At 72.5% G+C, this 26,536-nt stretch carries 29 protein-coding genes and 1 pseudogene; 15 read left to right on the top strand and 15 right to left on the bottom strand.

Features of this window, described 5'->3' with window-relative positions; translation table 11 throughout:
* Positions 1–45 precede the first annotated feature (45 nt).
* On the top strand, positions 46–615 hold the full coding sequence (gene fxsA, locus ABD369_RS03445; RefSeq protein ID WP_344634678.1) for an FxsA family membrane protein: 570 nt from the start codon (positions 46–48) through the stop codon (positions 613–615).
* 183 nt (positions 616–798) lie between these two features.
* Here fxsA and ABD369_RS03440 read toward each other — a convergent pair whose 3' ends face one another.
* The 3 genes from ABD369_RS03440 to ABD369_RS03430 all read right to left on the bottom strand — a co-directional run bounded on the left by ABD369_RS03440 (position 799) and on the right by ABD369_RS03430 (position 3,332).
* The gene (locus ABD369_RS03440) at positions 799–1,173 is read right to left on the bottom strand and encodes an RNA polymerase-binding protein RbpA (RefSeq protein WP_045300891.1); all 375 of its coding nucleotides are present in this window, start codon (positions 1,171–1,173) and stop codon (positions 799–801) included.
* A gap of 241 nt (positions 1,174–1,414) precedes the next feature.
* Complete coding sequence (locus tag ABD369_RS03435) at positions 1,415–3,043, bottom strand: P-loop NTPase family protein (protein WP_344634677.1); 1,629 nt, start codon at positions 3,041–3,043, stop codon at positions 1,415–1,417.
* Between the two features lie 94 nt (positions 3,044–3,137).
* Positions 3,138–3,332 (bottom strand): hypothetical protein, encoded by a 195-nt coding sequence (locus ABD369_RS03430; protein WP_344634676.1) that lies wholly within the window; start codon positions 3,330–3,332, stop codon positions 3,138–3,140.
* Positions 3,333–3,642: 310 nt separating this feature from the next.
* On the opposite strand from ABD369_RS03430, the gene ABD369_RS03425 reads away from it, so the two are divergent.
* Positions 3,643–4,086, top strand: a complete 444-nt coding sequence (locus tag ABD369_RS03425) for an ankyrin repeat domain-containing protein (RefSeq protein ID WP_344634675.1) — start codon at positions 3,643–3,645, stop codon at positions 4,084–4,086.
* 44 nt (positions 4,087–4,130) lie between these two features.
* Positions 4,131–4,616: a GNAT family N-acetyltransferase gene (locus tag ABD369_RS03420; RefSeq protein WP_344634674.1), complete on the top strand. Its 486-nt coding sequence runs from the start codon at positions 4,131–4,133 to the stop codon at positions 4,614–4,616.
* A 43-nt stretch (positions 4,617–4,659) separates the two neighbouring features.
* On the opposite strand, the gene aspS is transcribed toward ABD369_RS03420, so the two are convergent.
* The 3 genes from aspS to ABD369_RS03405 form a co-directional block, all read right to left on the bottom strand.
* Entirely contained in the window at positions 4,660–5,934 is a 1,275-nt protein-coding gene (gene aspS, locus ABD369_RS03415; RefSeq protein WP_344634673.1) for an aspartate--tRNA(Asn) ligase, read from the bottom strand.
* Between the two features lie 342 nt (positions 5,935–6,276).
* The gene (locus tag ABD369_RS03410) at positions 6,277–7,104 is read right to left on the bottom strand and encodes a DsbA family protein (protein ID WP_344634672.1); all 828 of its coding nucleotides are present in this window, start codon (positions 7,102–7,104) and stop codon (positions 6,277–6,279) included.
* Positions 7,105–7,299: 195 nt separating this feature from the next.
* Positions 7,300–7,932: a hypothetical protein gene (locus ABD369_RS03405; RefSeq protein WP_344634671.1), complete on the bottom strand. Its 633-nt coding sequence runs from the start codon at positions 7,930–7,932 to the stop codon at positions 7,300–7,302.
* A 485-nt stretch (positions 7,933–8,417) separates the two neighbouring features.
* Between ABD369_RS03405 and ABD369_RS03400 the strand changes: the two genes are divergently transcribed.
* From ABD369_RS03400 to ABD369_RS03390, 3 genes are all read left to right on the top strand, one after another.
* Positions 8,418–8,636 carry a hypothetical protein gene (locus ABD369_RS03400; protein WP_344634670.1) on the top strand — a complete coding sequence of 73 codons (219 nt, stop codon included), beginning with the start codon at positions 8,418–8,420 and terminating at the stop codon, positions 8,634–8,636.
* A complete protein-coding gene (locus tag ABD369_RS03395) occupies positions 8,633–9,019 on the top strand; it encodes a hypothetical protein (protein WP_344634669.1) in 387 nt (128 codons plus the stop codon). Before ABD369_RS03400 ends, ABD369_RS03395 begins: the two co-directional genes overlap by 4 nt.
* A gap of 199 nt (positions 9,020–9,218) precedes the next feature.
* Complete coding sequence (locus tag ABD369_RS03390) at positions 9,219–10,061, top strand: CHAD domain-containing protein (RefSeq protein WP_344634668.1); 843 nt, start codon at positions 9,219–9,221, stop codon at positions 10,059–10,061.
* 44 nt (positions 10,062–10,105) lie between these two features.
* On the opposite strand, the gene ABD369_RS03385 is transcribed toward ABD369_RS03390, so the two are convergent.
* Positions 10,106–10,879 carry a uracil-DNA glycosylase gene (locus ABD369_RS03385; protein ID WP_344634667.1) on the bottom strand — a complete coding sequence of 258 codons (774 nt, stop codon included), beginning with the start codon at positions 10,877–10,879 and terminating at the stop codon, positions 10,106–10,108.
* Between the two features lie 161 nt (positions 10,880–11,040).
* On the opposite strand from ABD369_RS03385, the gene ABD369_RS03380 reads away from it, so the two are divergent.
* Both ABD369_RS03380 and ABD369_RS03375 read left to right on the top strand, forming a co-directional pair.
* Positions 11,041–12,198 carry a slipin family protein gene (locus tag ABD369_RS03380; RefSeq protein WP_344634666.1) on the top strand — a complete coding sequence of 386 codons (1,158 nt, stop codon included), beginning with the start codon at positions 11,041–11,043 and terminating at the stop codon, positions 12,196–12,198.
* The gene (locus ABD369_RS03375; RefSeq protein ID WP_344634665.1) at positions 12,195–12,623 is read left to right on the top strand and encodes a CBS domain-containing protein; all 429 of its coding nucleotides are present in this window, start codon (positions 12,195–12,197) and stop codon (positions 12,621–12,623) included. The genes ABD369_RS03380 and ABD369_RS03375 overlap by 4 nt, the downstream gene beginning before the upstream one ends.
* 145 nt (positions 12,624–12,768) lie before the next feature.
* Here ABD369_RS03375 and ABD369_RS03370 read toward each other — a convergent pair whose 3' ends face one another.
* Entirely contained in the window at positions 12,769–13,518 is a 750-nt protein-coding gene (locus ABD369_RS03370; RefSeq protein ID WP_344634664.1) for a Mut7-C RNAse domain-containing protein, read from the bottom strand.
* A 578-nt stretch (positions 13,519–14,096) separates the two neighbouring features.
* On the opposite strand from ABD369_RS03370, the gene ABD369_RS03365 reads away from it, so the two are divergent.
* The gene (locus ABD369_RS03365) at positions 14,097–15,053 is read left to right on the top strand and encodes an adenosine kinase (RefSeq protein ID WP_344634663.1); all 957 of its coding nucleotides are present in this window, start codon (positions 14,097–14,099) and stop codon (positions 15,051–15,053) included.
* 265 nt (positions 15,054–15,318) lie between these two features.
* Here the strand turns inward: ABD369_RS03365 and ABD369_RS03360 are convergent, their stop codons facing one another.
* A complete protein-coding gene (locus ABD369_RS03360) occupies positions 15,319–15,888 on the bottom strand; it encodes a nucleoside-triphosphatase (RefSeq protein ID WP_344634662.1) in 570 nt (189 codons plus the stop codon).
* Positions 15,889–15,903: 15 nt separating this feature from the next.
* Positions 15,904–16,851: a formylglycine-generating enzyme family protein gene (locus tag ABD369_RS03355; RefSeq protein WP_344634661.1), complete on the bottom strand. Its 948-nt coding sequence runs from the start codon at positions 16,849–16,851 to the stop codon at positions 15,904–15,906.
* Between the two features lie 538 nt (positions 16,852–17,389).
* On the opposite strand from ABD369_RS03355, the gene ABD369_RS03350 reads away from it, so the two are divergent.
* The 3 genes from ABD369_RS03350 to ABD369_RS03340 all read left to right on the top strand — a co-directional run bounded on the left by ABD369_RS03350 (position 17,390) and on the right by ABD369_RS03340 (position 21,441).
* The gene (locus tag ABD369_RS03350; RefSeq protein ID WP_344634660.1) at positions 17,390–19,747 is read left to right on the top strand and encodes an arylsulfatase; all 2,358 of its coding nucleotides are present in this window, start codon (positions 17,390–17,392) and stop codon (positions 19,745–19,747) included.
* A 500-nt stretch (positions 19,748–20,247) separates the two neighbouring features.
* A complete protein-coding gene (locus tag ABD369_RS03345; RefSeq protein WP_344634659.1) occupies positions 20,248–20,874 on the top strand; it encodes a DUF6230 family protein in 627 nt (208 codons plus the stop codon).
* A gap of 69 nt (positions 20,875–20,943) precedes the next feature.
* The gene (locus ABD369_RS03340) at positions 20,944–21,441 is read left to right on the top strand and encodes a DUF6114 domain-containing protein (protein ID WP_344634752.1); all 498 of its coding nucleotides are present in this window, start codon (positions 20,944–20,946) and stop codon (positions 21,439–21,441) included.
* Between the two features lie 180 nt (positions 21,442–21,621).
* On the opposite strand, the gene ABD369_RS03335 is transcribed toward ABD369_RS03340, so the two are convergent.
* Positions 21,622–21,963: a hypothetical protein gene (locus tag ABD369_RS03335; protein WP_344634658.1), complete on the bottom strand. Its 342-nt coding sequence runs from the start codon at positions 21,961–21,963 to the stop codon at positions 21,622–21,624.
* A 94-nt stretch (positions 21,964–22,057) separates the two neighbouring features.
* On the opposite strand from ABD369_RS03335, the gene ABD369_RS03330 reads away from it, so the two are divergent.
* The 3 genes from ABD369_RS03330 to ABD369_RS03320 all read left to right on the top strand — a co-directional run bounded on the left by ABD369_RS03330 (position 22,058) and on the right by ABD369_RS03320 (position 23,806).
* Positions 22,058–22,525: a hypothetical protein gene (locus ABD369_RS03330; RefSeq protein ID WP_344634657.1), complete on the top strand. Its 468-nt coding sequence runs from the start codon at positions 22,058–22,060 to the stop codon at positions 22,523–22,525.
* 69 nt (positions 22,526–22,594) lie between these two features.
* A complete protein-coding gene (locus tag ABD369_RS03325) occupies positions 22,595–23,269 on the top strand; it encodes a hypothetical protein (protein WP_344634656.1) in 675 nt (224 codons plus the stop codon).
* Between the two features lie 189 nt (positions 23,270–23,458).
* Positions 23,459–23,806 carry a YidH family protein gene (locus ABD369_RS03320; protein WP_344634655.1) on the top strand — a complete coding sequence of 116 codons (348 nt, stop codon included), beginning with the start codon at positions 23,459–23,461 and terminating at the stop codon, positions 23,804–23,806.
* A gap of 51 nt (positions 23,807–23,857) precedes the next feature.
* On the opposite strand, the gene ABD369_RS03315 is transcribed toward ABD369_RS03320, so the two are convergent.
* The 4 genes and pseudogenes from ABD369_RS03315 to ABD369_RS03305 form a co-directional block, all read right to left on the bottom strand.
* A complete protein-coding gene (locus tag ABD369_RS03315) occupies positions 23,858–24,430 on the bottom strand; it encodes a hypothetical protein (RefSeq protein WP_344634654.1) in 573 nt (190 codons plus the stop codon).
* A gap of 446 nt (positions 24,431–24,876) precedes the next feature.
* Positions 24,877–25,770: a hypothetical protein gene (locus tag ABD369_RS03310; protein ID WP_344634653.1), complete on the bottom strand. Its 894-nt coding sequence runs from the start codon at positions 25,768–25,770 to the stop codon at positions 24,877–24,879.
* 157 nt (positions 25,771–25,927) lie between these two features.
* A pseudogene (locus ABD369_RS41055) lies at positions 25,928–26,185 on the bottom strand (AfsR/SARP family transcriptional regulator); the annotation flags it as partial.
* Positions 26,186–26,350: 165 nt separating this feature from the next.
* Positions 26,351–26,485: a hypothetical protein gene (locus ABD369_RS03305; protein WP_344634652.1), complete on the bottom strand. Its 135-nt coding sequence runs from the start codon at positions 26,483–26,485 to the stop codon at positions 26,351–26,353.
* Between the last annotated feature and the right edge of the window lie 51 nt (positions 26,486–26,536).

Below are 26,536 nucleotides of genomic sequence, written 5' to 3'. Positions count from 1 at the left end.
TCGCCGATCTGCGCGGAGAGCACCGCGCTGGAGTGGATTCGTACCGTGACCCAGCAAGCATCCCAGGTCCGTCCGGCCCCGCGCAGCCGTCTGCGGCGGGTGCTGCCGTTGCTGATCGCCGCCTGGCTGGTGCTGGAGATCTGGCTGCTGACGGTCGTCGCGGGCGCGGCCGGCTGGTTCACGGTACTGGTCCTGCTGGTGGCCGGGGCCTTCCTGGGCGGTTCGCTGATCAAGCGGGCCGGGCTGAAGGCATTCTCGGCGGTCGTCGCGCAGAGCCGCGACCCCGAGTCGCAGCAGCCCCGGACCGGCACGAGCCTGACCGTCCTGGCGGGCCTGCTGCTGATCCTGCCCGGCTTCCTGTCCGACCTGGTCGGTCTGACCCTGCTCCTGCCGCCCACCAGGGCGATGTGGCGCGCGCTCGGGCGCCGGTTCGCCAGGACGGCGCTGCGCTCCACCGCCCGGCCCGGGGCGGGCCACTTCGCGGACGCCATGCGAATCCAGGAGCAGCTGCGCATCCACCGCCCGGACGGCAAGGTCGTCCAGGGTGAGGTGGTCGATCCCCGGACCGGTCCCACCGGCCCGGACACCGACTACCGCCCGCCGATCACCGGCTGACCGGGGCCCACCGGCCGGTCGGGACGGCGCGCCCGCCGGGCAGCGTGTCATGGGACGGCGGCTCCACGGATCAGCCCCCGTACCCCCGTGTGCGGCGCGGCGACTGACTCGGGTCGAATCGAAGGGGCCCCGGGCGATTGCCCGGGGCCCCTTCGAAGTCCTCCGCCGAGGCGGAGGGTGTGATCACGCGCTCTTGCGGGTGTCACGCGGGTGAACCGCGAGGTTCATCCCGCCGGAGCGGAGCACTGCCAGCCGCTCGGCCAGCACCTCCTCCAGCTCCTCCCGCGTGCGACGCTCCATCAGCATGTCCCAATGGGTACGCGTCGGCTTGGTCTTCTTCTCCTCCGGCTCATCGCCGTCGAGCAGGACTGCCTCCTGCCCGCAGAAACGGCATTCCCAGATCGAGGGAATCTCCGCCTCAACGGAGAAAGGAACCTCGAATCGGTGTCCGTTCTGACATGCGTACTCAACGGTCTGGCGGGGAGCCAGATCGATTCCACGGTCGGTCTCGTAGCTAGTGGCCCCGAGTCGCGTGCCGCGGAGAGCTCGCTCGCTCATGAATCGTGCCTCCCGGGCTTATGGCCCACAGGACTAGTGGTCGCTGTCATCGTCGTTCGGTCAACGCTCGGCCGCCGACGAAGATTCCCGTCCCGGGACATGCGTCGCCTGTCGTGCCGCCCCTGTTTGTACCCATCCCCGCCCGATTTGTCACATCTGGGCCCGAATATCACCCAGAGTGTCACCAATTGTGCACACAGCTAGCAATTCAGCCCAGTGGCGGCCGCCCAAGTTTATCCGCTCACACTCGCCAGGCCGTACGCGGGCGCACCGGCGCCGTGTCCTTGGTCAGCTCGACCACCGGGCCGCGGGCCGCCGCCTCGGCCGGCACGGAAGCCTGTGCGGCAGGTTGGGTGGGAGCCGGTTCCACGTCGGCATCCGCCTCGGTCCTGGTGTCCCGGTGCGGCAGCAGGGTGATCACCGCGTCCCGCAGCTGGGGCGGCGCCTCCTCGTCCAGCGGGTCCACGGTGGCCGGGACCTGGAGCCGTACCGGCAGCGCCGTGCCGATCCGGGCGTAGCCGCGTCCGGGTGGCATCTGCGCGGCGGGTGCGATGTCCAGTGGGACGCCAAGGGCCGCCTCGGCGGCCTCGGCGCCGGGCGGGCCGAGTACCACGCGGGCCCTGGTGGTGGCCCGGACGGTGGTGGAGATCCGGTCGCGGGCCGCCAGGTCGTCGGCGATCACCACCGTCACTCGGGCGGCCCGGCCCTGGCGGAGCGGGACCTCCAGCAGATCCTGCGGGTCGGGGCGGCCCTCCGCGTGGGCGAGTTCGCTCAGCTCGGTGGGGTGGTCGAGCAGCAGCCAGAGGGGGCGGCTGACGTCCTCGGGCGGGGTGACGCCGTGATGGCGGGCGGTGCTGAGGGCGGCGATCCGGCGCTCGGTCTCCTTGGCGGCCCACTCCAGCGCGGCCAGCGCGCCGTGCAGGCTGGTTTCCACGGTGTACACGCCGGGGCGGTTCACCAGGCAGGCGTGCTCGCCGGTGCCGGCGCCGTCGATCAGCACCAGATCGCCGTACGGAAGTGCCTGGAGCGCGATCGAGCGGATCAGCGTGGACGTTCCCTGGCCGGCCGCGCCGAGGGCCAGCAGGTGCGGCTCGGCGGAGCGCGGGCCGGTCCGCCAGATCACCGGTGGCTGCTGGACGGTGTCGCCGCCCTGGTGCACCGGGATGGTCCGGTGGCTGCCGAGCTCGTCGGTGAAGCCGAGCACGATCTCGCCCGGGGTGGTGACGAAGTGCTGGGCGGCGATGTCGGTGGGCAGCGGCGCCAGGGCGGTGATCCGCAGCCGGTTCGACTCCTCGTCCCAGTCGAAGCGGTACTCCCTGGCACGGCCGGCCTTGCTCTGGACGACCTGCTCGATCTTGGCCCGGGCACTCGCCTCGGTGTCGGTGAAGTAGGCCGGGTAGGCCAGGTCGAGCGCGGTCATCCGGCCCGCGGCGTCGAACTCCCAGGCGCTGAAGGCGGACTTGTAGCTGCCGTCCAGGCTGTAGAGGGGCGAGGGTTCGTCCACCCCGCCCAGATAGGGGGTCAGTGCGGCGTAGAGGGCGGTCAGTCTGAGGTCGGCGGCGTCCGGCCCAGGCTCGGCGGGGGCGGCTTTGGGGGCGCGGCCGGCCCAGGCGGCGCTGGCCATCAGGGCGAGCACGGCGATCAGCGGACCGTGCGGCAACAGGTAGATGCCGAGCAGGACCGCTGCGGACAGGAACAGGGTGGGGCCCCGGCGGTCCTTGGGGGTGGCCGCCCACCGGCCCCTGGCCCAGTCGGCCTGGACGCGCAGACCGCGCCCGATCACGGTCAGCGGGGCGAACATGTCGGAGGCGCAGTCGCTTGCCGAGCGGGCGAGGTCGCGGCCTCGGTTGAAATGGCGGGTGAGGGACATTCCTGACTCCCCGGGCGGGTGGGACGAGCGGGACGGTGCCGACAAGGCCCGGGGCGGTGGGATCCGCGCCCGGGCCGTGACTGAGGGGGATCGGTCAGAACTTGAGGCCGCTCAACAGGGTCGCCAGACTCGCGCCGCCCGCCGTGATGCTCGGGGCGATCGAGGAACCCGCGACGTAGAAGCCGAACAGGGCGCAGACCAGCGCGTGCGAGACCTTGAGGCCGTCCCGTCGGAAGAAGAGGAATGCGATGGTGCCGAACAGGACGATGCCGGAAATCGAGAGGATCACGTGTTCTGCTCCTCGGTGAGGGGGGACAGGGGACGGAGCGAAAATGGGCTACCGAAAGCGATCTAATCGTGACAAAAAGTAATAGATGACGGAACGGGGCAAATGGGTGTACCTGGCACTCGGGTGAGCGTGGGAGGTGTACGTGCGGCCCTTCGCCCGCACCGGAATTCCGCTCTCTCGGGTCCCCAGTGCGCCGTCTCCCGCGCGCATCCGCCGGGAGAAGATCACTCGTACGGATGCGTTGCATCCGTACTAACGCGTCATCCGCTACGGTGCGTACGACACTGCGCACCGGATCCGAAAGGCCGTCATGACCGACTCAGCTCCGCAGACTTCCCAGAACCCACAGGCCGGGCAGGTGCAGGGCGCCGTGCCGGACGACGAGGTGATCGAGCTGGCGGGCAGGCTCTTCGACGCCGCCCGCAACGGCGACACGGCGCTGCTGGCCGGGTACCTCCGGGCCGGCGCCCCCGCCGACCTGGCCAACGACCGGGGCGACACACTGATCATGCTCGCCGCCTACCACGGCCACGCGGAGACCGTCGAGGCCCTGCTGGCCGGCGGCGCCGACCCGAACCGGGTCAACGACCGGGGCCAGACCCCGCTGGCCGGAGCCGTCTTCAAGGGCGAGGACAAGGTGATCGCCGCCCTGCTGGCCGGCGGCGCCGACCCGCGGGCAGGCGCCCCGTCCGCCGTGGACACCGCCCTGATGTTCGGCAAGGACGAGCTGGTGGCCCGCTTCGAGGGCCGCTGACCCGGGCGCCGGCCGGCGGTGGTGGCGACGTAGGCTTGCCGGCCATGGAGATACGCACCACCGGTTACGGGCACCCGGATGCCGTACGGCTGTCCGCCGAGGTCCAGCAGGAGTACGTCCGCCGCTACGGCGACGCGGATGTGACCGTCATGCACCCGGACCACTTCGAGCCGCCGGCCGGGATCTTCGTGGTCGGCTACCTCGACGGGCAGCCGGTCGCCTGCGGCGGCTGGCGGGCCAAGGAGACGGACGGCGCCGGGGTGCGCGAGGGCGACGCGGAACTCAAGCGGATGTACGTGACGCCGGCGGCCCGTGGGCGCGGCCTGGCCCGCGCGGTGCTCCGCCATCTGGAGCGGACCGCCGCCGAGGCGGGGCGCACCCGGGTGATCCTGGAGAGCGGCACCGAGCAGCCCGAGGCGCTGGCGCTGTACGCCTCCGAGGGGTACGAGGCGATCACCAAGTTCGGCGTCTACAAGGACCACCCGCAGAGCGTCTGCATGGGCAAGCCGCTGGTGCCCGAGGCCGGCTGAGGCCGGCCGCCGGAGACTGCGGCGGCCGGCCTCACCGCTCCGCTCAGGGCGTCAGACGGTGCAGGTCGCGGGGGAAGAGCGTGGTGCGCCGTACGTTGTCGGCACCGGTGAGCCGGGCCGTCCAGCGTTCGAGGCCGAGCGCGAACCCGCCGTGCGGGGGCATCCCGTGGGCGAAGGCCTGCAGGTAGCTCGCGTACGGCTCGACCGGTTCGCCGCGTGCGGCCAGTGCGGCGAGGTAGTCCTCGTGGCGGTGCAGCCGCTGGCCGCCGGTGACCAGTTCCAGACCGCGGAAGAGCAGGTCGAAGCTGTTGGAGTAGGCGGGCCTGGCCGGGTCCGGGTGGGTGTAGAAGGGGCGCTTGGCCATCGGGTAGCCGACCACGAAGAGGAACTCGCTGCCGTGCTCCCGCAGCGCCCACTCACTGAGCCACCGCTCGTGCGCCGGGGCGAGGTCGGGCTCGTCCGTCCCCAGCATCCGCATCGCCTCCGCGAAGTGCACCTGGGGGATCTCGGCGGGCACCTCGGGCAGCTTCACCGCCAGCGACTCCACCGCCCCGGCGGCACGTCCGGCGACCGCGGCGGTCATCCCGGCGACCGCCTCGCGCACCACGGCCATCACGTCGCGGTGGTCCGTGATGAAGCCCAACTCGGCGTCCAGGCTGGTGTACTGGGCGAGGTGGCGGGCGGTGTCGTGGGGCTCGGCGCGGAACACCGGGCCGGTCTCGTAGACCCGCTCGAAGACGCCCACCATGGTCTGCTTGAAGAACTGCGGGGACTGCGCCAGGTACGCCGTGCTGCCGAACCAGTCGAGCTTGAAGACGTTCGCGCCGGACTCGGTGGCCGAGGAGACCACCTTGGGAGTCTGGATCTCGGTGAACCCGAGTTCGTCGAGGGTTCCGCGGAAGCCGGCCACCGAGGCGGCGGAGATCCGGTGGACCGCGGCCAGCCGCGGATGCCGCAGGGTGACGGGGGCGCTGTCCAGGATCACCGGTAGGGCGGCCGGGACGGTCGGCCGGAACAGGCTGACCGGCGGTGGGACGGCGAGGCCGGACAGCACGGTGAACTCGGGACCGGTGAGCTCGATGCCGTCAGGGGCCTGGGGGTTGGCGGTGACGGTGGCCCGGACGCGGAGCACGGTCTCCTCGGGGAAGTCCACGCCGGGCCCGGCCACCACCTGGGCGAGGCCCGAGCGGTCCCGGATCACCAGGAAGGTCACGGACTTGAGCCCCCGGCGGCGGTGCAGCCAGCCGGAGATCTCGACTTCTTCTCCCACGTGGCCGGGCAGTTCGGCGGCCAGTACGCGGGTCGTAGGGTGGATCATCGCTGCCCTCCAGGGGCGTCGTCATGATCCCTTCGGGGTGCGGGCGAGAAGGGGGACTCGCGGTGCCACCGCACCTGCGCCGCAGCCCCGGGGCCGCGGCCTCATTGCGGCCCGGTGACGGGGGCCGGCCGGCGAGGCATTTCCTCCTCGCACTCAGGAGTGTCTTCCCACCGGGGCGTGAGACCGCCTTCCCAGCTGCCGGCGGCTCTCTGTGCTCATGCGGACCCGGAGGTACTCGTCTCCCTCAACGCGTTGTCGCAGAGGCTACGGCCGACGTCCGGTGGTCGCAACACCGTTTTCCCGGACGCCGGCCGTCCGGCGGTCGCAGCCGCCGCGCGGGCGTCAGTTCCCGACGGCCTGGCGGACGACGGCGGTGAACTGCTCGCCGGTCATCGGGGTGCCCTGGGAGTCGAAGAGCTCGAGCGGCTTGCCGTCGAGCTTGATGGTCGGAGTGCCTCGCACACCGCTGCTGTTGAAGTCGGCGGCGACCTTGCTCGCCCAGGGGCGGAAGGTGCCCTCAGTGACGGCTTTGGTGAACGCGTCGGTCTTCAGCCCCGGCACCTGGCCGGCCAGTTCGAGGATGCGGTTGACGTCACCGAAGCCGTCCACCCGCTCCTCGGGCTGGTTGGCGTACAGCACGTCGTGGAACTGCTTGAACTTCTCGGGACCGCCCTGGTCGAGGGCGGCGCCGACGGCGGCCAGCGCGGTGTTCGAGCCCCGCCCGCCGAGATTGTCGTCGAGGAAGGCGGCCAGGTGGTACTCGATCTTGTACGTACCGTCGTCGGCCAGCCGCTGGACGGCCTTGCCGGTCGAGTTCTCGAAGATCTTGCAGATCGGGCAGCGGAAGTCCTCGAACACCTGGAGGGTGTGCGGGGCGTCGGTCTTGCCGTAGACGATCACGGTGCCGTTGTGGCCAGAGGTGTTGGCGGGGGTGGCGACGGTGGGGGAGGTCGCTATGGTCTCGGACTTGTCGTCGTGGCTGCCGACGCCGTCGCTCGCGGCGGTGACCGCGAGGGTGGCCGCGGCGGCCAGGGCGAGGGCGCCGACGACCGATCCGCCGATCACCGCCCGGCGGCGGAAGGCGGCGGTACGGGCCTCGCGCATCCGGGCCTCGAGCAGGCGCTCGCGCGGGGTGGGCCGGCCGGACTGCTGGGACTGCTGGGTGCTCATGCGGTGGTCGACTCCTGGGAGCAGGGGCAGGGCGCGGCGCCGGTCGTGCGGGATCGCAGAACCGGTGCGTGGCGGCCGAGGCCGGGGCCCGCCCGTCGGGGGAAGCGGTCAAAGAAGCTGACTGTCCGTCAGATACGCGCCTGGCGGGTCATGCGGGCCGGTGGCCCGGCCTGGACCCGGGGGCGGTGGGCGCCGTCAGCGGGCGAGGGCGAACGCCGTCTCTGGCGGGCCGCGCCGGGGTGCGGGGGTGAGCACCACGGCCACCCGCCGGAGGCGGGAGTGCCGGGCCTGCGGTGCGGGCGCGAGGGAGACGGGGCAGTTCGGCAGCGGCGCGAACAGCAGCATCCGCAGTGGAGCGGTGAGCAGTTCGCCGAGTGCGCGGCGCGCCTCGGTGAGGTCGTGCAGGGCGGCCTCGCCGAGACGCAGCCAGAGCGCGGCGGCGAAGGCGAGCAGCAGGTGCACCACCAGGACCAGCGCCTGGGCCGTGCCCGGGGCGCTCGCGGTGAGGAGCGACTGCTTGACCGAACTCCCGCCGCAGACCAGCAGATCGACGCCGCGTGAGGGAGCGGCACAGGCGTCCTGACCGAGGTTGAAGGCGGTGTTCAGCAGCAGTTCGACCGGTACCAGGACCGCCGAGATGTGCAGGAAGCGCCGCTGGCCGCCGCAGGCGGGCAGCGCGGCCAGGAAGACGGCCGCCGTCGCCACCGCCACCAGGCTGAGCGGCAACGGCCGTCCGGTGATGACGACTTGGCCGAGTGCGGAGAGCGGAACGGCGAGGGCGGTGAACACCGCTGCTCGCAGCGCTCTGGTCGTCCGGCCGTCAGTCATGGTGCTCGGAGTATTTCACGGGCGTGTAGCCGCTGACGAAGCCGCCCGGGGGCGGACGGGCGCCCGGGGGTGCGCGGTGGTGCTCTGCAGGGTGGGATGAGGTCCGGTCGAACGTTCTTTGCAGGTCAGGTGCCTTTGCCCGCAGACCAGTTCGGGTGCGATCACTCGCGGGGGCGATGATCCGGCGATGGACGGAGGATCCGCTGCCGGGCTGCCGGGTACGGAGCGACAATCAGCCGATGGACGATCCCCCCGACTGTCCGACCGAGGTCCCGACGCCTCCGCCGACCTCGCCTCCACCGACGCCGCCCGAGCCACCGCACCCGACGCCTCCGCATCCCTCGCCGCCGCCGACACCCGCTCCGCTGCCGACGCCGTCAGTGCCGCCGAGCCCGACGCATCACCACCCTTCGCCCACGCACACGCACACTCCGAAGCCGGCCAGGAGCACGGCGGCAGCCGTACTGCACGTACGGAAGCCCTCCGTGCCGCCCGAACCGGACCCGGCCCCCACGTACAGCGCTCTGCCGACCCCGGTGGCAGCCCCGGCGGCGACCACCGCCGCGGCCGTACCGCCACCGCCGGCCCCCGCGCCGCACCTGGATCCGGTGGTGTGGACGGCGGTCGTCCTGGTCGCCGTCCTCCTTCCGGCCGCGCTGGCGGCCGTCGCGCACTCGTTCCCCGTCATCCGGAGCCGCAGTTGAACCCCATCCCGATCATCGGCGCCGCCGCGGCCGCCACCGTCGCGCTCGGCAGCCTCGCCATCGCCCAGCGCCTGCGTCCCGCCGCGAACCCGGACGGCGAGGACGACTCGCCGCACCCCGCACTCTCCAGCATCGGCGCGGGCCTGCTCTCCGGCTTCGTGCTGCTCACCGGCTTCCTGGTGGCCACCGGCTGGGCCGCGCGCACCACCTCCGTGGTCCCGCCGACCGGGCTGTACGTCGCCGACGGCGCCGCCGCGATCGCCGTACTGCTCTATCCGTCACTCGCCGCCCTCCCGTTCACCGCCCGGCACGCCACCGCCGTGGCCTTCTTCGGTGCACTCGTCGGCTACACGCTCTCGCTGGCGGTGCAGCTGCGGCCGTAGTCCTCGACGCCCGAGGCGGCTGCCGCGACGGGGTCCCGGCCGCCGGGTCGGGGCCCGGTCGCGCGACCGGTGCGGAGTGCGGGGATCAACCGGCTGTGACCGCCGGTGCACGCTCATGGTGCCGCCGGGCAGCCGCCAGGCCGGTCGGCTTAGCCTGGAACCCCAGCAGGAGCTGGCAGCCCGGGAGAAGGCGGACGGCATGCCACGCACGGCGGTTCGGACGGCGGGGCACCTGCTGCATGCCCGGATCGCTGAGCAGACCGAGGAGCTGGCCGGGCTCGAGCCCGACGTCCGGGCGAACGCGCCGGACGCCGTCCACCGGATGCGGGTCGCCAGCAGGCGGCTGCGCGCCGCGCTGCGCCCCTACCGGCCCAGGCTCGCCGAGACCGGTGGGGAACTGCGCTGGCTCGCCAACTGCCTCGGACCGGCCAGGGACACCGAGGTGCTCGGTGAACTGCTGATCGCCCAGGCTCGCGAGCTGCCGGCCGAGTGCGAACCGGAGGCGCTGGTGGCGGCGCTCGAGGGCTGGTGGCGCGAGCGGCACCGGCGTGCCTGGCCCGCGGTGCCGGCCGCGCTGGACAGCCCGCGTTACGCCGCACTGCTCGCCGCACTGCGGGAGTTGGCGGAGCGTCCGCCGTCCGCCGCAGGGCTGCCGACGATCGGGCAGGTGGCGAAGCGGGAACAGCGCCGCATCGCGTCCAGGATCAGGGCGGCCAGGCGGGCGGTGCCCGGCGAGGAGACCGACCTCGCGTTGCACGAGGCGCGGAAGGCCGCGAAGTGGGCCAGGTACGCGGGGGAGACGGCCGGGCCGGAGGGGGAGCCGTTCACGGCGCGGATGAAGGCGCTGCAGGAGGTGCTCGGGGCGCACCAGGACAGCGTGGTGGCGCGGGCCGCCCTGCGGGAGCTGGCCGCCGGGGCCGGGGTCGGGCAGGCGTTCGGGTACGGGGTGCTGTACGGCGGGCAGCTGGCGGTGGCCGAACGGGCGCGGGAGCGGCTGCCGGAGGTGTGGCGCCAGGCGCGGAAGTCACCGGGGTTCGAGTAGCGGCGCGAGGCCCGCCGCCCACGTGTCCGGCGGGGCACGCTCGGTCAGTGCGGCGGGGGGCTGGTGGAGAGGCCGGCGGAGTGGGCGGCGTCGGTGAGGAGTTGGCGCAGCATGGCGGTGGTGAGGCGGCCGGTGTTGGTGTTGCGCGGGCTCACGTGGTAGCAGCCGAAGAGCTCCAGTGGCGGGCCGCCGTCGGCGGCCGGGAACAGGACGCGGGCGCCGTGGCCGAACACGGGGCGCGGCCGCGGGACCTCCCAGCCGGCCGAGGCCAGGGCGGGCAGCAGGGATTGCCAGGCGAAGCCGCCGAGGGCGACCACGGACCGTACGGTCGGCCGGAGGAAGGCCAACTCCCGGGCCAGCCAAGGCCGGCAGGTGTCCCGCTCGGTCACGGACGGCCTGTTGTCCGGGGGCGCGCAGCGGACCGGGTCGGTGATCCGGACGCCGTACAGTTCCAGTCCGTCGTCACGGCTGACGGCGGTCGGCCGCGAGGCCAGGCCGATGGCGTGCAGGGCGGCGTAGAGCAGGTCGCCGGAGGGGTCGCCGGTGAAGATCCGGCCGGTGCGGTTGGCGCCGTGCGCGGCAGGGGCGAGGCCGACCAGGACGAGGGCGGCGTCGCGCGGTCCGAAGCCGGGGATCGGGCGGCCCCAGTACTCCCAGTCCTGGTAGGCGCGGCGTTTGACCCGGGCCGCCTCCTCGCGCCACTCGACCAGTCGCGGGCAGGCCCGGCAGTGCGTGACCGCGGCGTCCAGCTCGGCGAGGCTGCGCATGGAGTCCGCCGGGTGGCGGGGGGACGGTGGCGGGGCCGGGACGGCGGTCATGGGCGAATCCTAGGCGCAGCGCGGTGGCCACTCGGGCGAAGTGCGGCGACCGCTCGGGCGGAGAGCGGTGGCGGCCGGCGGGCAGCGGTGATCGCCGGGGGCCTGGGCGGAGTAGCGTGGAATGGGCCAGCGCTTAAGTCGGGTAGGCCGAGGTGACGGCGATGCTCATCGTTGACGCGATTCTGGGCGCGGCCGGTGTGCTGGGCCTGTGGGCGGGGCTCAGTATCCGGGTCGTGCAGCAGTTCCAGCGCGGTGTGGTGTTCCGGTTCGGCAAGGTGCGGGAGCACGTCAGGCAGCCGGGGCTGGTGATGCTGATGCCGGTGGCGGACCGGATGAGCAAGGTGAACGTCCAGATCGTCACCATGCCGATCCCGGCGCAGGAGGGCATCACCCGGGACAACGTCACGGTGCGGGTGGACGCCGTCGTCTACTTCAAGGTGGTCGACCCGGTGCGGGCGGCGGTGAACGTCCAGGACTACAAGTTCGCGATCTCCCAGGTCGCGCAGACCTCGCTGCGCTCGATCATCGGCAAGAGCGAGCTGGACGACCTGCTGGCCAACCGCGAGCCGATCAACCAGGGACTGGAGCTGATGTTGGACAGCCCGGCGCTCGGCTGGGGCATCCAGATCGACCGGGTGGAGATCAAGGACGTGGCGCTGCCGGAGTCGATGAAGCGGTCCATGTCCCGGCAGGCGGAGGCCGAGCGCGAGCGGCGGGCCCGGATCATCACGGCGGACGGCGAGTACCAGGCCTCGGCACGGCTGTCCCAGGCCGCGACCATCATGAGCGAGGCGCCGGCCGCGCTGCAACTGCGGTTGCTGCAGACCGTGGTCGAGGTCGCGGCGGAGAAGAACTCGACCCTGGTCCTGCCCTTCCCGGTGGAGCTGTTGCGCTTCCTGGACAACGCGAGCCGGCGCGGGGAGAGGACCGTAACCGGGGGCGGGGAGGAGAAGGGCGGCGGCGCGGCGGCGGTTGGGCCCGAGATGCCCGCGCCGCCGCCCGCGGCCCGTGGGGTGGAGCAGCTGGAACTGCCGTCGCTGGACGAGGTGCTCACGCGCTCTCCGCTGCCCGACACCGTCCCGATCGATCCCGCGCGCACTGACGCCGCCGCAGCTGCCGCATCCGGTATGTCCGGCACGCCTGGCGGATCCGCCGAGCCCGCCGAGCCCGCCGGGCCCGCCGAGCAGGGACGGCCCGGTGCGGAGGACGAAGGGGAGTGGGCGGCGCGGGACGGCGCCGAGCCCGGTGGCGGTGCCGGAGGGCCCGGACCACGATGGAGTAACGGGGCTGTGCACTCACGGCAGGAGGCCGGACAATGACCACCGCAAAAGACATCATGCACTCCGGTGCCGAGTGCGTCCGGGAACACGAGACCCTCGCCGAGGCGGCCCGGATCATGAAGGAACGCGATGTCGGCGCGCTGCCGATCTGTGGTGAGAACCAGAAGCTGCTGGGCATCATCACCGACCGGGACATCGTCCTGAGGTGCGTCGCCGACGGGCTGGATCCGGCACGCACGACCGCCGGTCAACTCGCCCTGGGGCGGCCGCTGGTGGTGGAGGCGGACGAGGACGTCGAGCAGGTGCTGCAGGTGATGGAGGAGCACCGGATCCGCCGACTGCCGGTGATCAACCACCCCGAGCACAAGCTGGTCGGCATGATCAGTGAGGCCGACATCGCCCGGGGACTTCCGCAGGAACGGGTGGCGGAGTTCGTCTCTGCGGTGTGCGCGGAGAGGACGTGACCGGGCAGGCGAAGGTCTGACGCGAGCGGGCGGTGACCTGCGGTGTTCGCCGGCCGCTCCCGTCCGTCCTTCGCCGTCCGCTCCCGGCCCGGGGAGGCGTACACCGACACCGATCGCCCAGGTGGAAAGGTTGTGTGACTGACCGTCAGTTCGTAGTGGTGGCAGGCCGCGACTGCGTACCGAACTCGCGTACGGCCTCGTCGACGATCGCGTTCAGCCGGGCGTGGTGGGCGCCGCGCCAGTAGGCCTGCCCGCAGTCGGTGCACTGCGCGAACGTGTCGTACGAGCGCTCGGTGCCGTCCTTCAGCTGCTGGTGCACCGACTCCTTCGCGGCGGTTCGGAGCGTTCCGTTGCAGGCCGTGCACCTGGTCCAGGGAGCGAGGGCGGGTGCGAAGCGGGAGAGTACGTCCCGGAGTTGGTCGGCGGGGCGGTGGCTGTAGACGTAGGCGCCGGCCCAGATCTCCCGACGCCTGAGCAGCCCGCGGTCGCGGGAGAGCAGCACCCGTTGCTCGGCGGCCGAGCGCGCGGCCAGTGCCGCGTCGCCGATGTCCGGGTTCTCGTACGCGGCGTCGATCCCCAGCAGGCGCATCCGCCTGGCGAGGGTGCCGAGATGGACGTCGAGCAGGTACCGGGCCGGTCCCGCGAGCCGCTGCGGCCTGGTCACGGCATGCACCGAGACCTCCTCGCCGCCCCTGGGGACGTACGAGGTGCGCACCGGCTGCCCGTCCGCGAGGAGGGCGCCGACCTCGGTGAGCGGGACCCCGAGGGACTCCACGACGTGCCCGAGCGTCGAGACGCCGTCGGTGCGCACCGGCGACCGCTCTGCCCGTTGTGCCACGGCGACGAATATGTGCAGCTCAGGGGCGAACCTGAGCCAGATCTCCGGTCTCTCCACGCGGTCAGCATGCCAGTGGAGCGCCGAGTGCTGCCAGCGGTTTCCCGGTGGCCGTACCCCGCGGGAGGGGCGGCGGCCGAGCAGGCGTCAGGGCGCCGGTGCACTGGGGCATCGGCGACCAGGCCTTCGCCGGCAACAGCGTGCTCGGCTGGTCCCCGTACTGCTACCGCTGCCCGCTCGACCTCGAACACCCCTCCTGTGGGGTGCGCTGCGCGACCCTGGCGCGGCGGCACGTCGCAGTCGGGCTGCTGCACGGGCTTGGAGTTCGTGCGCAGCCGGGCCAGCCGGGCCCTCGCCGTCGCCGAGCTCTACCGTGAACTGCCCTTCGAAGGTTGCGAGGACTTGCGGGAAGCTTCTGCAAATTCTTGCCAACCCACTGATCGCCTGCTTGACTCACCTGTCGTTGACCGCAGTTGACGTTGCGTCCGGTCGGCCGGGTGGTCGGCCGAGAATCGTGACGGGCCGAGCGGTCGCGGCGCCCCGTGCGTCCGCGGCCCGGCCGGGGCGCACGGGGCCGTCAAGCGCCGGTAGCCGGACGGTCGACTCCAGCCCCGTCCCAAGATCCGGGAGGAGCATCGATGAGCACTGAGACCGACGTCCTCGTCCTGGGAGGTGCCGGTGTCGACACCATCGTGTACGTGCCCGAACTGCCGCTTCCGTTCGCCGACGGCTACACGGTGCCCCGGATCGAGACCCGGGCGGGCCAGACCGGGGACTTCGTCGCGGTGGGCGTGAGCGCCCTCGGCCTGCGCACGCACCACCTCGACATGATCGGCGACGATCACCACGGCGACCTGGTCCGGACGCTGCACCGCGACCGGGGGATCGCACTCACCGAGGTCCCGCTGCCGGGCGGCACCAAGCGCGCGGTGAACCTGGTCGGCCCCGACGGGCGGCGGCTTTCGCTGTACGACGACACCCGCTCGCACGAGGCGGACCGGCTGCCGGAGGAGAAGGTCCGGGCCCTGGCCTCGGTGAGCCGGCACGCCCACGTCTCCATCACCTACCCGTGCTCCTTCGCCCTTCCGGTGCTGCGCGAGGCCGGGATGACCATCTCGACCGACCTGCACAACTGGGACGGCGTCAACCCGTACCACGAGCCGTTCGCCCACCAGGCCGACCTGGTCTTCGTCTCCACCACGGCCCTGGCGGACCCGGAGCGGACCATGCGGCAGATCGTCGAGCGCGGCCGGGCGCGGACGGTGGTCGCGACCGCCGGGGCCGACGGGGCGTTCCTGCTGACCGACGGCGAACTGACGCACATCCCGCCGGTCGCACCCCCCGGACCTGTGGTGGACTCCAACGGCGCCGGTGACGCCTTCGCCTCGGGCTTCCTCTTCGGCTGGCTGGCCGGCGAGCCGCCGCAGCGGTGCGGCCGCTACGGCGCGATCGCCGGAGCCTACGCCTGCACCGTGCCGGGTACCCGGATGGACGCCATCAGCCGCGACGAACTCCTCGCCAGGGAAGCGGAGTTGGCGAAAGCACCGGCCGCTCAGCGGCCCGGCGGAGCCGAACCGGCAGGGGCGGGCGCATGACCGGCTCGGCTACGACGTCGTCATCCTCGACGGGGGAGTGACGGGCTGCGTGCTGGCGGCCCGCCTGAGCGAGGACCCCGGCCGGTCGGTCTGCCTGGGAAGGCCGGCCCCGACTACGGGTCGGAGTAGCGGTCCTGGCCGCCGGAGCCGCACGCCCGCACCCTGCCGCGCGACGACGTCTGGGAGCGGCACACCGCGGTCCACCGGATCCGCGCCCGGGTGCTCGGCGACTCGTCCCGCATCAACGGCGTTGGACCAGGCGTCCTCACCTCCCGGCGAGCCGCGCCGCCAACTCCTGCGCGAGGAAGGCCCGGTTGGCCGAGGTCACCCGGACGACCTCGACGTCGACCCGTCGTTTGAGGGCGTCGGTGAACGGATCGTGGTGCGCGTGGACGGTGGCGACCACATCGGTGTCCGCCGCGAACAGGGCCTGCACGGCGTCCCGGAACGCCGGGCAGGCCAGCTCCATCCGCCCGAGCTCGTCGATGAGCGCGAGCTGCCGGGGAGTTGACGCCGCCTGCTCCAGACACGGCACGGCCAGCCGTTCCAACACGGCCAGGTCGACGCCGTACCGCCCGACCCGGGGCGGCCCGGGAAGGCCGACATGGGCGAGGACCGCCCGCCGGCCCGCCAGCGTCTCCAACGCGAAACCGACCCGGCTGCCGCCCTGCCGGATCTCCTCGCTGGTGAAACCGACGACGCCGCGGGCGGGGAGCAGCGCGGCCAGCCGACGCAGAACGGTCGTCTTGCCGATGCCGGGACGCCCCTCCAGCAGGATCCTCGTCGGCGTCCGGGGCCCCGTGTCCGGGATATCCCCTGCAGTGTGCCGAGCCATGGGCGGACCGTCCACTCAGGCCCGGCCCGCGCAGCGGAAGCCGATGTTGCCGGTGGAGGTCTCGGGGGTGTTGGGCATCCTGGCGCTGACCCGGTAGCGGCGGCAGTAGGAGGCGTGGCAGAGGTAGGAACCGCCGCGCAGGGCACGGGCGGTGCCGGTGGGCGGGCCGGCGGGGTTCTCCAGGGGCCCGGTGGCGTGCCAGGCGGGGTGGAACCAGTCGGCGGTCCACTCCCAGACGTTGCCGGTCGTGTTGTACAGGCCGTAGCCGTTCGGAGGGAAGGCGTCCACCGGACAGGTGCCGAGATAGCCGTCCTCCAGGGTGTTGCGGGCCGGGAAGTCGCCGTTCCAGACGTTCATCCGGTGCTCGCCGCCGGGCCGCAGCTCCTCACCCCACGGGAAGGGCCGGCCCTCGAGAGCGCCGCGTGCGGCGTACTCCCACTCGGCCTCGGTGGGCAGCCGCTGACCGGACCAGACGCAGTACGCGACGGCGTCGTACCACGAGACATGGACCACCGGGTGGTCCGCGCGCCCCGCCAGGTCCGAGCGCGGCCCCTCCGGGTGCCGCCAGTCGGCTCCGGGCACCTCCCGCCACCACGGGGCGGCCGCCACCGCCCGGGTGGGCGGGAAGCCGTCGGGAAGCAGCCCGCCGAAGACGAACGACGCCCCGTACCGCTCCGCGTCGGTGACGTGCCCGGTGGCCCCGACGAAGGCGTCGAACTGTGCGTTGGTCACGCACCGCGCGGCGATGGAGAACCGGTCGACGCGGACGCGTCGTACCGGTCCCTCGCCGTCCTGCCGGTAGGCCAGCGCGTCGTCGCTGCCCATGGTGAACCAGCCGCCGTCCAGGTGGACGGCGCCCGGGCCGGCGGGCCCACCGCTCGTCCCCGCCGAGGAGGCGGGACGAGGGCGCGGAGCGCCGGCGTCGCGCCCCGGGGTGCAGCAGACAGGGGTGTCGGGTGTCATGGGCGGTCCTCCGCGGGTCTCGGGCCGTGCCCTCCCACCGGAGAGCCGACGGCCGGTCCACCCACCGGTCTGCCGCGTCCGACCGGTTCCCGCAACTCGGGTACGCCGCGCGGGTCGGGACCGGCCGGCACGCGCCGCCGCGGGCCCTTCCGCCGGCCGGTCCCAACCCAGCCGTTGCCGACACCCCCTCAGCCTCATAGGCTGGGACACGGTCAAGCGCACACCGGACCCGCCTGCTACGCCGCTCGCCGGCGCACGCACCACGTGGTCCGGGTGATTCGGTGCCGTCTGCGGCAGGTTCTGACGAGTACGCCCGTACGAGACCGACGACACGAGTACGCGCGGCGCACGGGGCAGTTCTCCTCAGGCGGGGTCGGGCCGTCGGCGACTGCCTCCCGGGCCGTGCCGCGCGATCAAGTGAATTTCCCAACTCGGCCGCCCGGGAGCTCGGCGGTCACCGGTCGCCGCCGTCCTGACCGCTCGTGAGGCGCACTGCCGGTGAGGCCGGAACCGGACGGCGTGCGAGGAGGCGTCCTCCATGACCAAGCGATTCCGAGGTGTCGCCAACCCCGACATCCGCGACTCGATCCCGGACTGGGGCCCGTACGAGCAGCCGAAGGCGAAGTCCGGCACACCGAACGTCCTCTACATCGTGCTGGACGACGTGGGTTACGGCGCCATGAGCTGCTTCGGCGGCCCGATCGAGACGCCCAACATCGACAGGATCGCCGCGAAGGGTCTGCGCTACGCGCAGTGGCACACCACCGCGCTCTGTTCGCCGACCCGCTCCTGCCTGCTCACCGGCCGCAACCACACGGTCAACGGCATGGCGTGCATCAGCGAGTGCGCCGTCGGCTTCCCCGGCGCCAACGGCCACGTCCCGCCACAGTGCGCCACCCTCGCCGAGATGCTGGTCGACCAGGGCTTCAGCACGGCCATGGTCGGCAAGTGGCACCTGTGCGCCGAGGACGAGATGAACCTGGCCTCCACTAAACGGGACTGGCCGCTCGGCCGCGGCTTCGAGCGCTTCTACGGCTTCCTCGGCGCGGAGACCAGCCAGTACTACCCGAACCTCGTCCACGACAACCACCCCGTCGAACAGCCCGCCACACCGGAGGAGGGCTACCACTTCAGCGTCGACATCACCGACAAGGCCATCCAGTACATCGACGACGTCAAGGCCATCACCCCCGACCGCCCGGTCTTCCTGTACTACGCACCGGGCTGCGCGCACGCCCCGCACCAGGTGCCCAAGGAGTGGGTCGAGCGCTACCGCGGCCGGTTCGACGCCGGGTACGAGGAGATCCGCCGGCAGACCCTGGAGCGGCAGAAGGAGATGGGACTGCTCCCGCAGAACACCGAGATGCCGCCCGTCAACCCGATCGGGACCCCCGAGACCCGCACCGGCCCGGACGGACAGCCGTTCCCGCCCCTGGACCACACCCGGCCGTGGGACACCCTGAACGACGACGAGAAGCGGCTCTTCGCCCGGATGGCCGAGACCTACGCGGGCTTCCTCTCGCACTGCGACGACCAGATCGGCCGCCTGCTCGCCTATCTGGAGGACATCGAGCAGCTGGACAACACCGTCATCGTGGTGGTCTCCGACAACGGCGCCAGCGGCGAGGGCGGCCCCAACGGCTCGGTCAACGAGAACAACATCGCCAACAGCATGCCCGACGACCTGGCCCAGAACATGGCCATGCTGGACGACCTGGGCAGCACCAAGACCTACAACCACTACCCGAACGGCTGGGCGATGGCCTTCAACGCCCCGTTCAAGATGTGGAAGCGCTACTCGTTCAACGGCGGCATCTGCGACCCGTGCGTCATCTCCTGGCCGAACGGCATCGAGGCCCACGGTGAGATCCGCGAGCAGTACCACCACGCGATCGACATCGTGCCGACCCTGCTGGACTGCCTGGACGTCGAACAGCCCGAGACGGTCAAGGGCTACACCCAGCACCCCATCCAGGGCGTCAGCATGCGCTACAGCTTCGACGCCGCGAACATCCCGACCGCCAAGCACACCCAGTTCTACTCGATGCTCGGCACCCGCGGCATCTGGCACGACGGCTGGAAGGCCGTCACCACCCACCCCGCCATCAGCGGCTGGGGCCACTTCAGCGAGGACACCTGGGAGCTGTACCACACCGACCAGGACCGCTCCGAGATGCACGACCTCGCCGAGCAGGAGCCGGGCAAGCTCGCCGAGCTCGTCGGCCTGTGGTTCCACGAGGCCGGCGCCAACCAGGCGTACCCGCTCGACGACCGCTCCGCCGTCGAGATCCTCACCACCCCGCGCCCCCAGATGACGGCGCCGCGCAACCGCTACGTGTACCGCCCCGGCGGCTCGGAGGTGTCGGAGTCGGCCAGCCCAAGCGTCCGCAACCGCTCGTACGTGGTCGGAGCCGTGGTCGACCTGTCCGTACCGGGCGCGTCCGGAGTGCTGTTCGCGCAGGGCAGCCGCTTCGGCGGCCACAGCCTCTACGTCAAGGACAACCGGCTGCACTACGTGTACAACTTCCTCGGCAGGGAACTGCAGCACCTCAGCGCCACCGAGGACCTGCCGACCGGTGAAAACCTGATTCTCGCGGCCTCGTTCGACCGGGAGGGTGAGGACAGCCCCGGTGTCGCCCGTGGCACCCTCAGCCTCTACTACGGCGAACGGAAGGTCGGCGAACGGAGCATCAGGACCCAGCCCGGCAAGTTCGGCATCGCGGGTGAAGGCCTCAACATCGGTTGCGACCGGGGTGACCCCGTCACCGACGACTACCCCGGTGCCGCCCCCTGGGCGTTCACCGGAGGAACCCTCAAGCGGGTCGCCGTCGACCTCAGCGGCGAGGCGTACGTCGACCTGGAACGTGAAGCCGCCGCCATGCTCTCGCGTGACTGACCGTACGCCGGCGTGACCGGTGTTCATGCGACCGGAAGGTGCCTCCGCCCAGCGGGGACGAGGAGCCTCCAACTCCTTGTCACGGCATCGGCGGAGGCACTCGTCCGCTGCGCGGGCCGGGGACACCAGCGGTGGTCCGGACAGGGGGAAGAGGCCGCCGGAAGGGGCCGGGACGCCGGATTCCGCGGGCGCGCCCGCGCCGGTCCGTGCGACATGGGCCGACCGAGTGGCCTGGAGCACCGGTTCGGCACCAGCGCTTGCATGGCCGCACTGATTAACCCATGATCGGCCGTGACGGAACGTGGTCAGTCGACTACGCGGTCGTTCGCCCTCCTGGTCATTCCACTCCCCGTAGTGCCGCGGCCGCCGGCCGTCGCTCCGAAGCGGTCTCCGGAATTTCCGGTCCAGGGTTCTGCGCGGAAGTGCACGACCAGCGGCCCGCCTGCCGCCGGAGAGTCCGTGCCGACGGATGCCTTGGCACCCGAGGAGAAGAGAAGGCCATGCCCAGAGACCTCGGCGGAACCCGCTGGAAGCGCTTCGCCTGTGTGCTCGCACCGAGCATGCTGGCCGCCGCGGCCCTCACCGTCAGCCTGGCCCAGGGGGCGCTGGCGGTCTCGTTCTTCATCTCGGGCGAGAGGTTCAAGGTCTTCACGAGGACGCTGACCGGCGAGGGGGTGAGCCTGTACGGCATGGTGGACCGGACCAGGAGCGGCGAGCTGATTCCGGTCCTGGTCGCGGGGATCGAGAGGGCGAAGATCAACGGGCTGTGCCAGTCCCTGGTCGTTCCGATCCCGCTGCTCGGCCCGTACACGCTCAGGCTCACGTCGGCCGAGGACGGAACTCCCGCCAGGGCGAAGGACCTCTTCCTGGACATCACCGACGGGCGCGCCGGCCACGCGTCCCTCCACGACGTCGACATCGGCATCGCGGCGGGCTCGCTCACCACCGGCCCCGTCAGCCCGGGCGACCGCCGCTCGCCGTTCTTCGACCCCAACGGCTTCGCGGCGCAGAGCGGCTCGGCGACGCTGACCGACGTGCGCGCCACCGGCGTCGCCGGTTCGGCCGCCACCCTCGACCTGCCCGAGACACACCTGTCGCTCAGGCCCGGCAAGAACGAGTGCTTCTGAGCCGGTGGCGGACCACCGGGCACGGCGCGTACCAGGAGCTGCCACGTGAGGAACACGACCACCCATGACCTGTCCGGGCTGCCCGGCCGCGCTGCCGGAGCGTGGCGAAGGTTCCGGACCTGGCGCGGCACCCGCCCCTTCTGGGCCGGGCTGCTGACCATCTCGGCGAGCGTCCCGATCATGTACTTCCCCTACGTCCACCTCTCCCTGGGCGGACTGCCGATGGCACTGTCCACCACCGCCGGGGCGGGATCACTGCTCATCGGGGTCCTGCTCATCGTGCTGGGCGTCACCCTGTGGCTCCAGCAGCAGGTGCGGATCTTCGCCGGAGTCGCGGTGATCGTGCTCGCGCTGGTCTCCGTCCCGGTCGCCAACTTCGGCGGATTCCTGCTGGGCATGCTCCCCGGGCTCGTCGGCGGCTCGCTCGCGTGCGCGTGGGCTCTGCCGGACGAGGTACGGGAGGGTTCCGGACCGGCGACGGTGGTGGAGCGGTTCGCGGGGCACGACGTGGAGACGGCGGGACCGGCCCCCGCGAACCTGGTGAGCGGGGGACACGGTGGGGAGTGACCGCAGCCGGGACGGCCGGATGGACGCGGTGCCGGGCGCACGGCGCGCCGCCGCGCGGCCCGTGGCCGGCCAGTGCACCCGGTCGCGGCGACCCGTGGGGAGCGTGCTGGCACTGACCGCGGTACCGGCGGCGCTGCTGATGGCCGCGACGGCTCCGCCCGAGGCGCTGTCCGCCGCCGGTCAGCCGGCTCCGCGCGGCACGGTCGCCGCCCGGTCCGGATCCGCCGACGGGTACCACGAGGACGGCTGTGCCCCCGGCCCGGCGGTGCCCTCGCAGCGCGGCGCCGACCCCACCGCGGAGGGGCCACCGGCGCCCACCGTTCCCGTCGCGTCCTCGTCGGCGACCCCGGAGGTGAGCGGCTCGGCGTCGAGCGGCACCCGGCATCGGGAGGAGCCGAGGTCCGGCGCCCCGGAGCCGGCCGGTGCGGGCGGCCAGGGCCGGCCCGGGGCGACCGGTACGGGCATCCCGAGTCCGGCGTGCGGTTCTCCCACGCCGACCCGTACCGCAAGCAGCGCGACCACCGGCCGGAGCTCCGCTTCCCCCGCACGGTCGGAGAGCGCCGACCCCGGGCGGAGTGTCAGACCCGGCGCGCCGAAGGACGGAGAGCCCGGTGGGATGCCACAAGCCCGGTGGAGCCTGAAGTCACGCAGGCTGGTACTCCACGAGAGTGTGCTCAGCGTGGTGACCGTGGGCACCCCGACCGAGCCCCGGCGGGTGCTGAAGTTCACCGCACGGTCGGTGGACATCGGCGACCTCGACCTGGCGATCGACGAGGACGGCTCGGCCCGGCACCTGCGGGCCGGGCCCGGATCCACTTCCACCCTGGCCGGCGGCTCGGTGACGCTGTACGCGGAGTCACTCTCCGGCAGGATCACCGGCCTGGACGACGGCCCGCTCCCGGCGGACCGCTCGGCGGTGGTCACCCCGGACGCCGTTCCGCAGTGGCTCTACGGTCCGGACCCCTCGGCGCCGCACTCACCCGAGCGGACGCTCACCTTCGAGGACGTGGCCGTCCGCCAGGCGCGGCTGCTCGGCCCGGACCTGGCCGTTCCCGGCATGCGGCTCAACGAGGACCGGGCCTGAGCCGGGACCGCCCTTGAGCGACCCGCCGACCGCTACGCCCGTGGGCGGAGCCCTGTAGAGGAGGACCCCATGCGAACCGCCGAGGGGACACCGGAGAAGGCACTGCGGACACCGCGCGCCGCGGGCGTCGCCGGAATCCTGTGCGCGCTGGTCCTGGCAGCCGCGATCGTGCTGATCCGCATCGCGCTCCCGGCCGGACCGGCCGGGAGCGCCGGCCGGCTCACCGGCTCCGCGCACCGGGACACCCTGCAGGTGGTGCTGAATCTGGTGCCGTTCGCCGGGGTGTTCTTCCTCTGGTTCATGGGCGTCGTACGCGACCGCGTCGGCAAGGCGGAGGACAGGTTCTTCGCGACCCTGTTCCTGGGGAGCGGACTGCTGTTCGTGGCGATGCTCTTCGTCCTCGCCTCGGCGGCCGACAGCGTGCTCGCCGTCACCGATCCGTCCCGGGCAGCCGGCCCGCCACCGTCCTGGCAGTACGGGCGACACCTCACGATCGCCATGCTCTCGAGCTACTCCACCCGGATGGCGGCCGTGTTCACCGTCTCCACCACGACGATCGGCCGGCAACTCGGGATCTTCCCCCGCTGGCTCGCCTGGCTGGGCTACCTTGCGGCGTTCTACCTGATGTTCCTCGCCAGCGTCGTGCCCTGGTCCGAGCTGGTGTTCCCGGTCTGGATCCTGGCCGTCAGCTGCTTGCTGCTGCTGGCTGACCGCCGGTCCCCGGGTGCACGTGACACTCCGTGATCCCGTGCTGCCGGACGGACGGAGCCGCGGGCCACCACCACCGGGGCCGGTGTCCACGTCCGCACGGTTGCCACCGGGAGAGGGAACACGCCGTTATCCTCACACTCCGTCAGGCTCTCTTCTGAGGGGCACGGCGGTGGCGCGCCAGAGCACGGGCACAGGACCACAGCGCAGGCACAGGAGAGACAGATGGGCCACGACACTCCCAAGGACGCACCTCCGAACACCGGCAGCCGCGCCCGGGACCACCTGGCCAACGAGCGGACCTACCTGGCATGGCTGCGCACCGGCATCAGCGTGGCCGCGCTCGGTGTGGCCGTCGCCAAGTTCGCCCCTCACCGGGGGCTGCATGCCGTGGTCTCCGGAATGATCCTGATCTTCGCCGGCCTGCTGGTGAGCGGGTACGGCACGGCCCGCTACCGGTCGGTCGGGGAGCAGCTGGAGGCCGGTGTCTACGCTCCGGCGCGATCCGCGGTGATCACCGCGGCCACGGTGGTCACCCTCCTCGCGCTGATCGCCGTCGTGGTCCTGGTCTGACGGTCCGACCCGCAGCCCGTTCCCCGCGCACCGCAGTTCGCGCCCCGTGCCTCAGCCCGCCGCCAGGACCGTCGCTCCCACGAGGACGAGCACCGCCGACGACAGCCACGGTCGGCACCTTCGCACCAGCCGGCTGCGGCCGCAGCAGGCGCGGACACCGGTCGCGACCGTGACCAGCGCCGGTGCCAGGGCGAGCTGCACTGCGGCCAGCAGTACCGCCTCGCCGGGAGTCAGCCGTGCGAACGCCACGGCGAACACACTCACGTTGTCGGCGCCGGTGGCCAGCACCAGAAGGAAGTACCACCCGAGATCACGACAGCCCGCCAGCGCCGACGCGGGTGCGGCGGCACCGCCTCTCCTGAGCAGGCCGTGTAAGCCCAGTGCCACCGGAATGACACCGAGTAGCCGCAGGTCCGAGGGCGTCAGCAGTCGGCCCGCCAGGCCGCCCAGCGCCCCGAGGCCGAGGGTCACGACCAGGGCCAGGAGGAGTGCCGCCGTCAGCAGGCCGGTGCGCACCTGCCGGTCGGCCAGGGACAGTGCGACCAGCAGTCCCCAGGTGTCGATGTTCGTGGCGCAGAAGACCACGACGCCCAGGGCCAGTGCGTACAGGGCTTGGTGCAGCATTCGGGCAACCCGGTTGTGGCACACGGACGATCGGTGGACGGCCGCCCGCCTCGCGCCGAGGCGTGTGGGTCCACCTGCCTGACTCACTTCAGGCTTTCACGACCCGCTCGCCCGCGCGACTCGCGAGGCGGGAGCGGCGCGGGACCGTGCGTGCGCGGAGTGAGGTCGGCGGGAGGCGTGCGTCAGCTTGTTCCCAAGGGCACGGGATGAAGAGTGGGGGTGCGGCGGCGCGTGGGGTCGTCGTCGGGGGGCCGGCCGTCGGGCTGGGGGGCGGTGGTCCCTGACGTCGCGTCATCGCCGCGTCCGCGGCCCGGCATTCGGCAGGCCTGCGCTCAGCGTGCCCGGTTCCGATTCCCCGGCCAGGTGAGGCAGGTAGGTCGGCCCGTTGCAGCCACGGCCGGCCGGTCGCGCGGGTGTCGTGCGCCCGGCCGGTGGTCGCCCGGCCCTCATGCGCAGGTGGCCAGGGTGCGGTGGACCTCGCCGATGCGCCCCGCGGCGTCGACCGCGCGGAACAGCCGCAGCGCGCGGTGCAGTTGGAAGCGCGCGGTCAGGATCTCGCCCATGGCCGTCAAGGACCGGCCGATCTGGAAGTAGCTGCAAGCCTGCGCCATCGGATCGTCCAGGCGCTTCGCGGCCGCCAGGGCCATGCGGGACAGCCGGAGCTCCTCGTCGTACCGGCCGCGGATCGTCAGACCGCAGGACTGCGACGCCGCCAGCCGCCACGCGTAGGCGTCCGCGCCGTGCCCCGCGGCATGGGAGACGAGGGTCGTGAGGACCTGCTGCTCGGCGGCCATCCAGGCCAGGCCCGCATCGCGGTCGGTGAAGCCCGGCGGCTCCAGCCCCGGTGGCAGGGGCACATGGTCGGATTCGACGTCGATCGGCAGCGCGGTGTAGCTGCGGTCGGCCGCGATCGCCCAACGCAGGTAGTAGTCGTAGAGCCGGTGCTCAGCGGCGGCTCGCACCGGCCCGTCGGTCTCGTCGGCCAGCAGCTCGGCCGCGAAGGCCCGCAGCAGTCCGTGCATCGAGAACCGCCCCGGGGCCCGCTCGGCCACCAGGTTCATCGCGGCCAACTCGCCGACGAGCGGCACCGCCTCGGACAACGGGACGTCGGCCAGTGCCGCCGCGGCCGCCGCCGTGATCTCCGGCCCGGGGTGCAGGCCCAGGAAGCGGAAGACGCGCGCGGCGGGTTCCGGAAGCCTCAGGTACGACCACGACAGGACATTGCGGACGCTGCTCACCTCGTCCCCGGCGCTGAGCATGCCGAGCGCCCCGCCGTCCAGTTGGTCGGCGAGCACCGACAGCGGGACCGCGGTCATCGACGCGGCGCGCGCCGCAGCCACCGACAGCGCCAGCGGAAGGTGCGCGGAGCGCCGCGTCGGCCTGCTGCTCGCCGGCCCGCCAATCCCCCTCGGAGAGCGCCGTCCTGGCCCGTTTCTCCAGCTCGGCGGCGTACACGTGGTCGAGCTCGATGTTCTCGTGGATGTCGAGCCGGTAGCCACCCGTGGACGTCTGCAACCGCTCGGCGGCGTCCAGGAGTCCGCGTCGCAGCCGGGCCACGTAGTTCAGCACCCCCGCCCTGGCGCTCGGCGGCTTCTCATCGGGCCATAACGCCTCCATGAGGGCCTCGGTGGAGACGGTGCGGTTGGGGCGGAGCGCCAGACTGGCCAGGATGGTGCGCTGCTTCGGCGCCGCTACGGCGATGCGAACGCCACCACCTGTGACGACCTCCAGCGGTCCCAGCAACCCGAAGCGCATGACAGGCCCTCCCGTCCCCCCACGTCCTGCTCAACACGGTAACTTGACCCGCCGTACCGGCACGGCACCAGCACCTGTCTTCGGTTGTGGTCAAATCCGTTTCGGTCCCATCTGAGGCGGGTGGCCAGGTTTGAATCCGGGTGTGCCGCGTGCACAACTCACCGGTTACGAGCGGCGGTTGGTCGAGCCGTTCTTGCCGGCCGGCGGGTCGGCCGGTACCTCGAGCGGCTGCGGGCGCAGTTCGAGGGGCCCGAACCGGGAGTGGAACGGCGGTGGCTCGGTGGCGCGATACCACGCCATACCGGTACGTCGGTGCGGAGTTGGCGATCGCTGTCCGACTGGGGGCAACGG

This window comes from Kitasatospora cystarginea (assembly GCF_039533515.1).
GTDB classification, from domain to species: domain Bacteria; phylum Actinomycetota; class Actinomycetes; order Streptomycetales; family Streptomycetaceae; genus Kitasatospora; species Kitasatospora cystarginea.
Note: the sequence above shows the minus strand (reverse complement) of the source record. Positions and strands in the feature narration are given on the sequence as shown.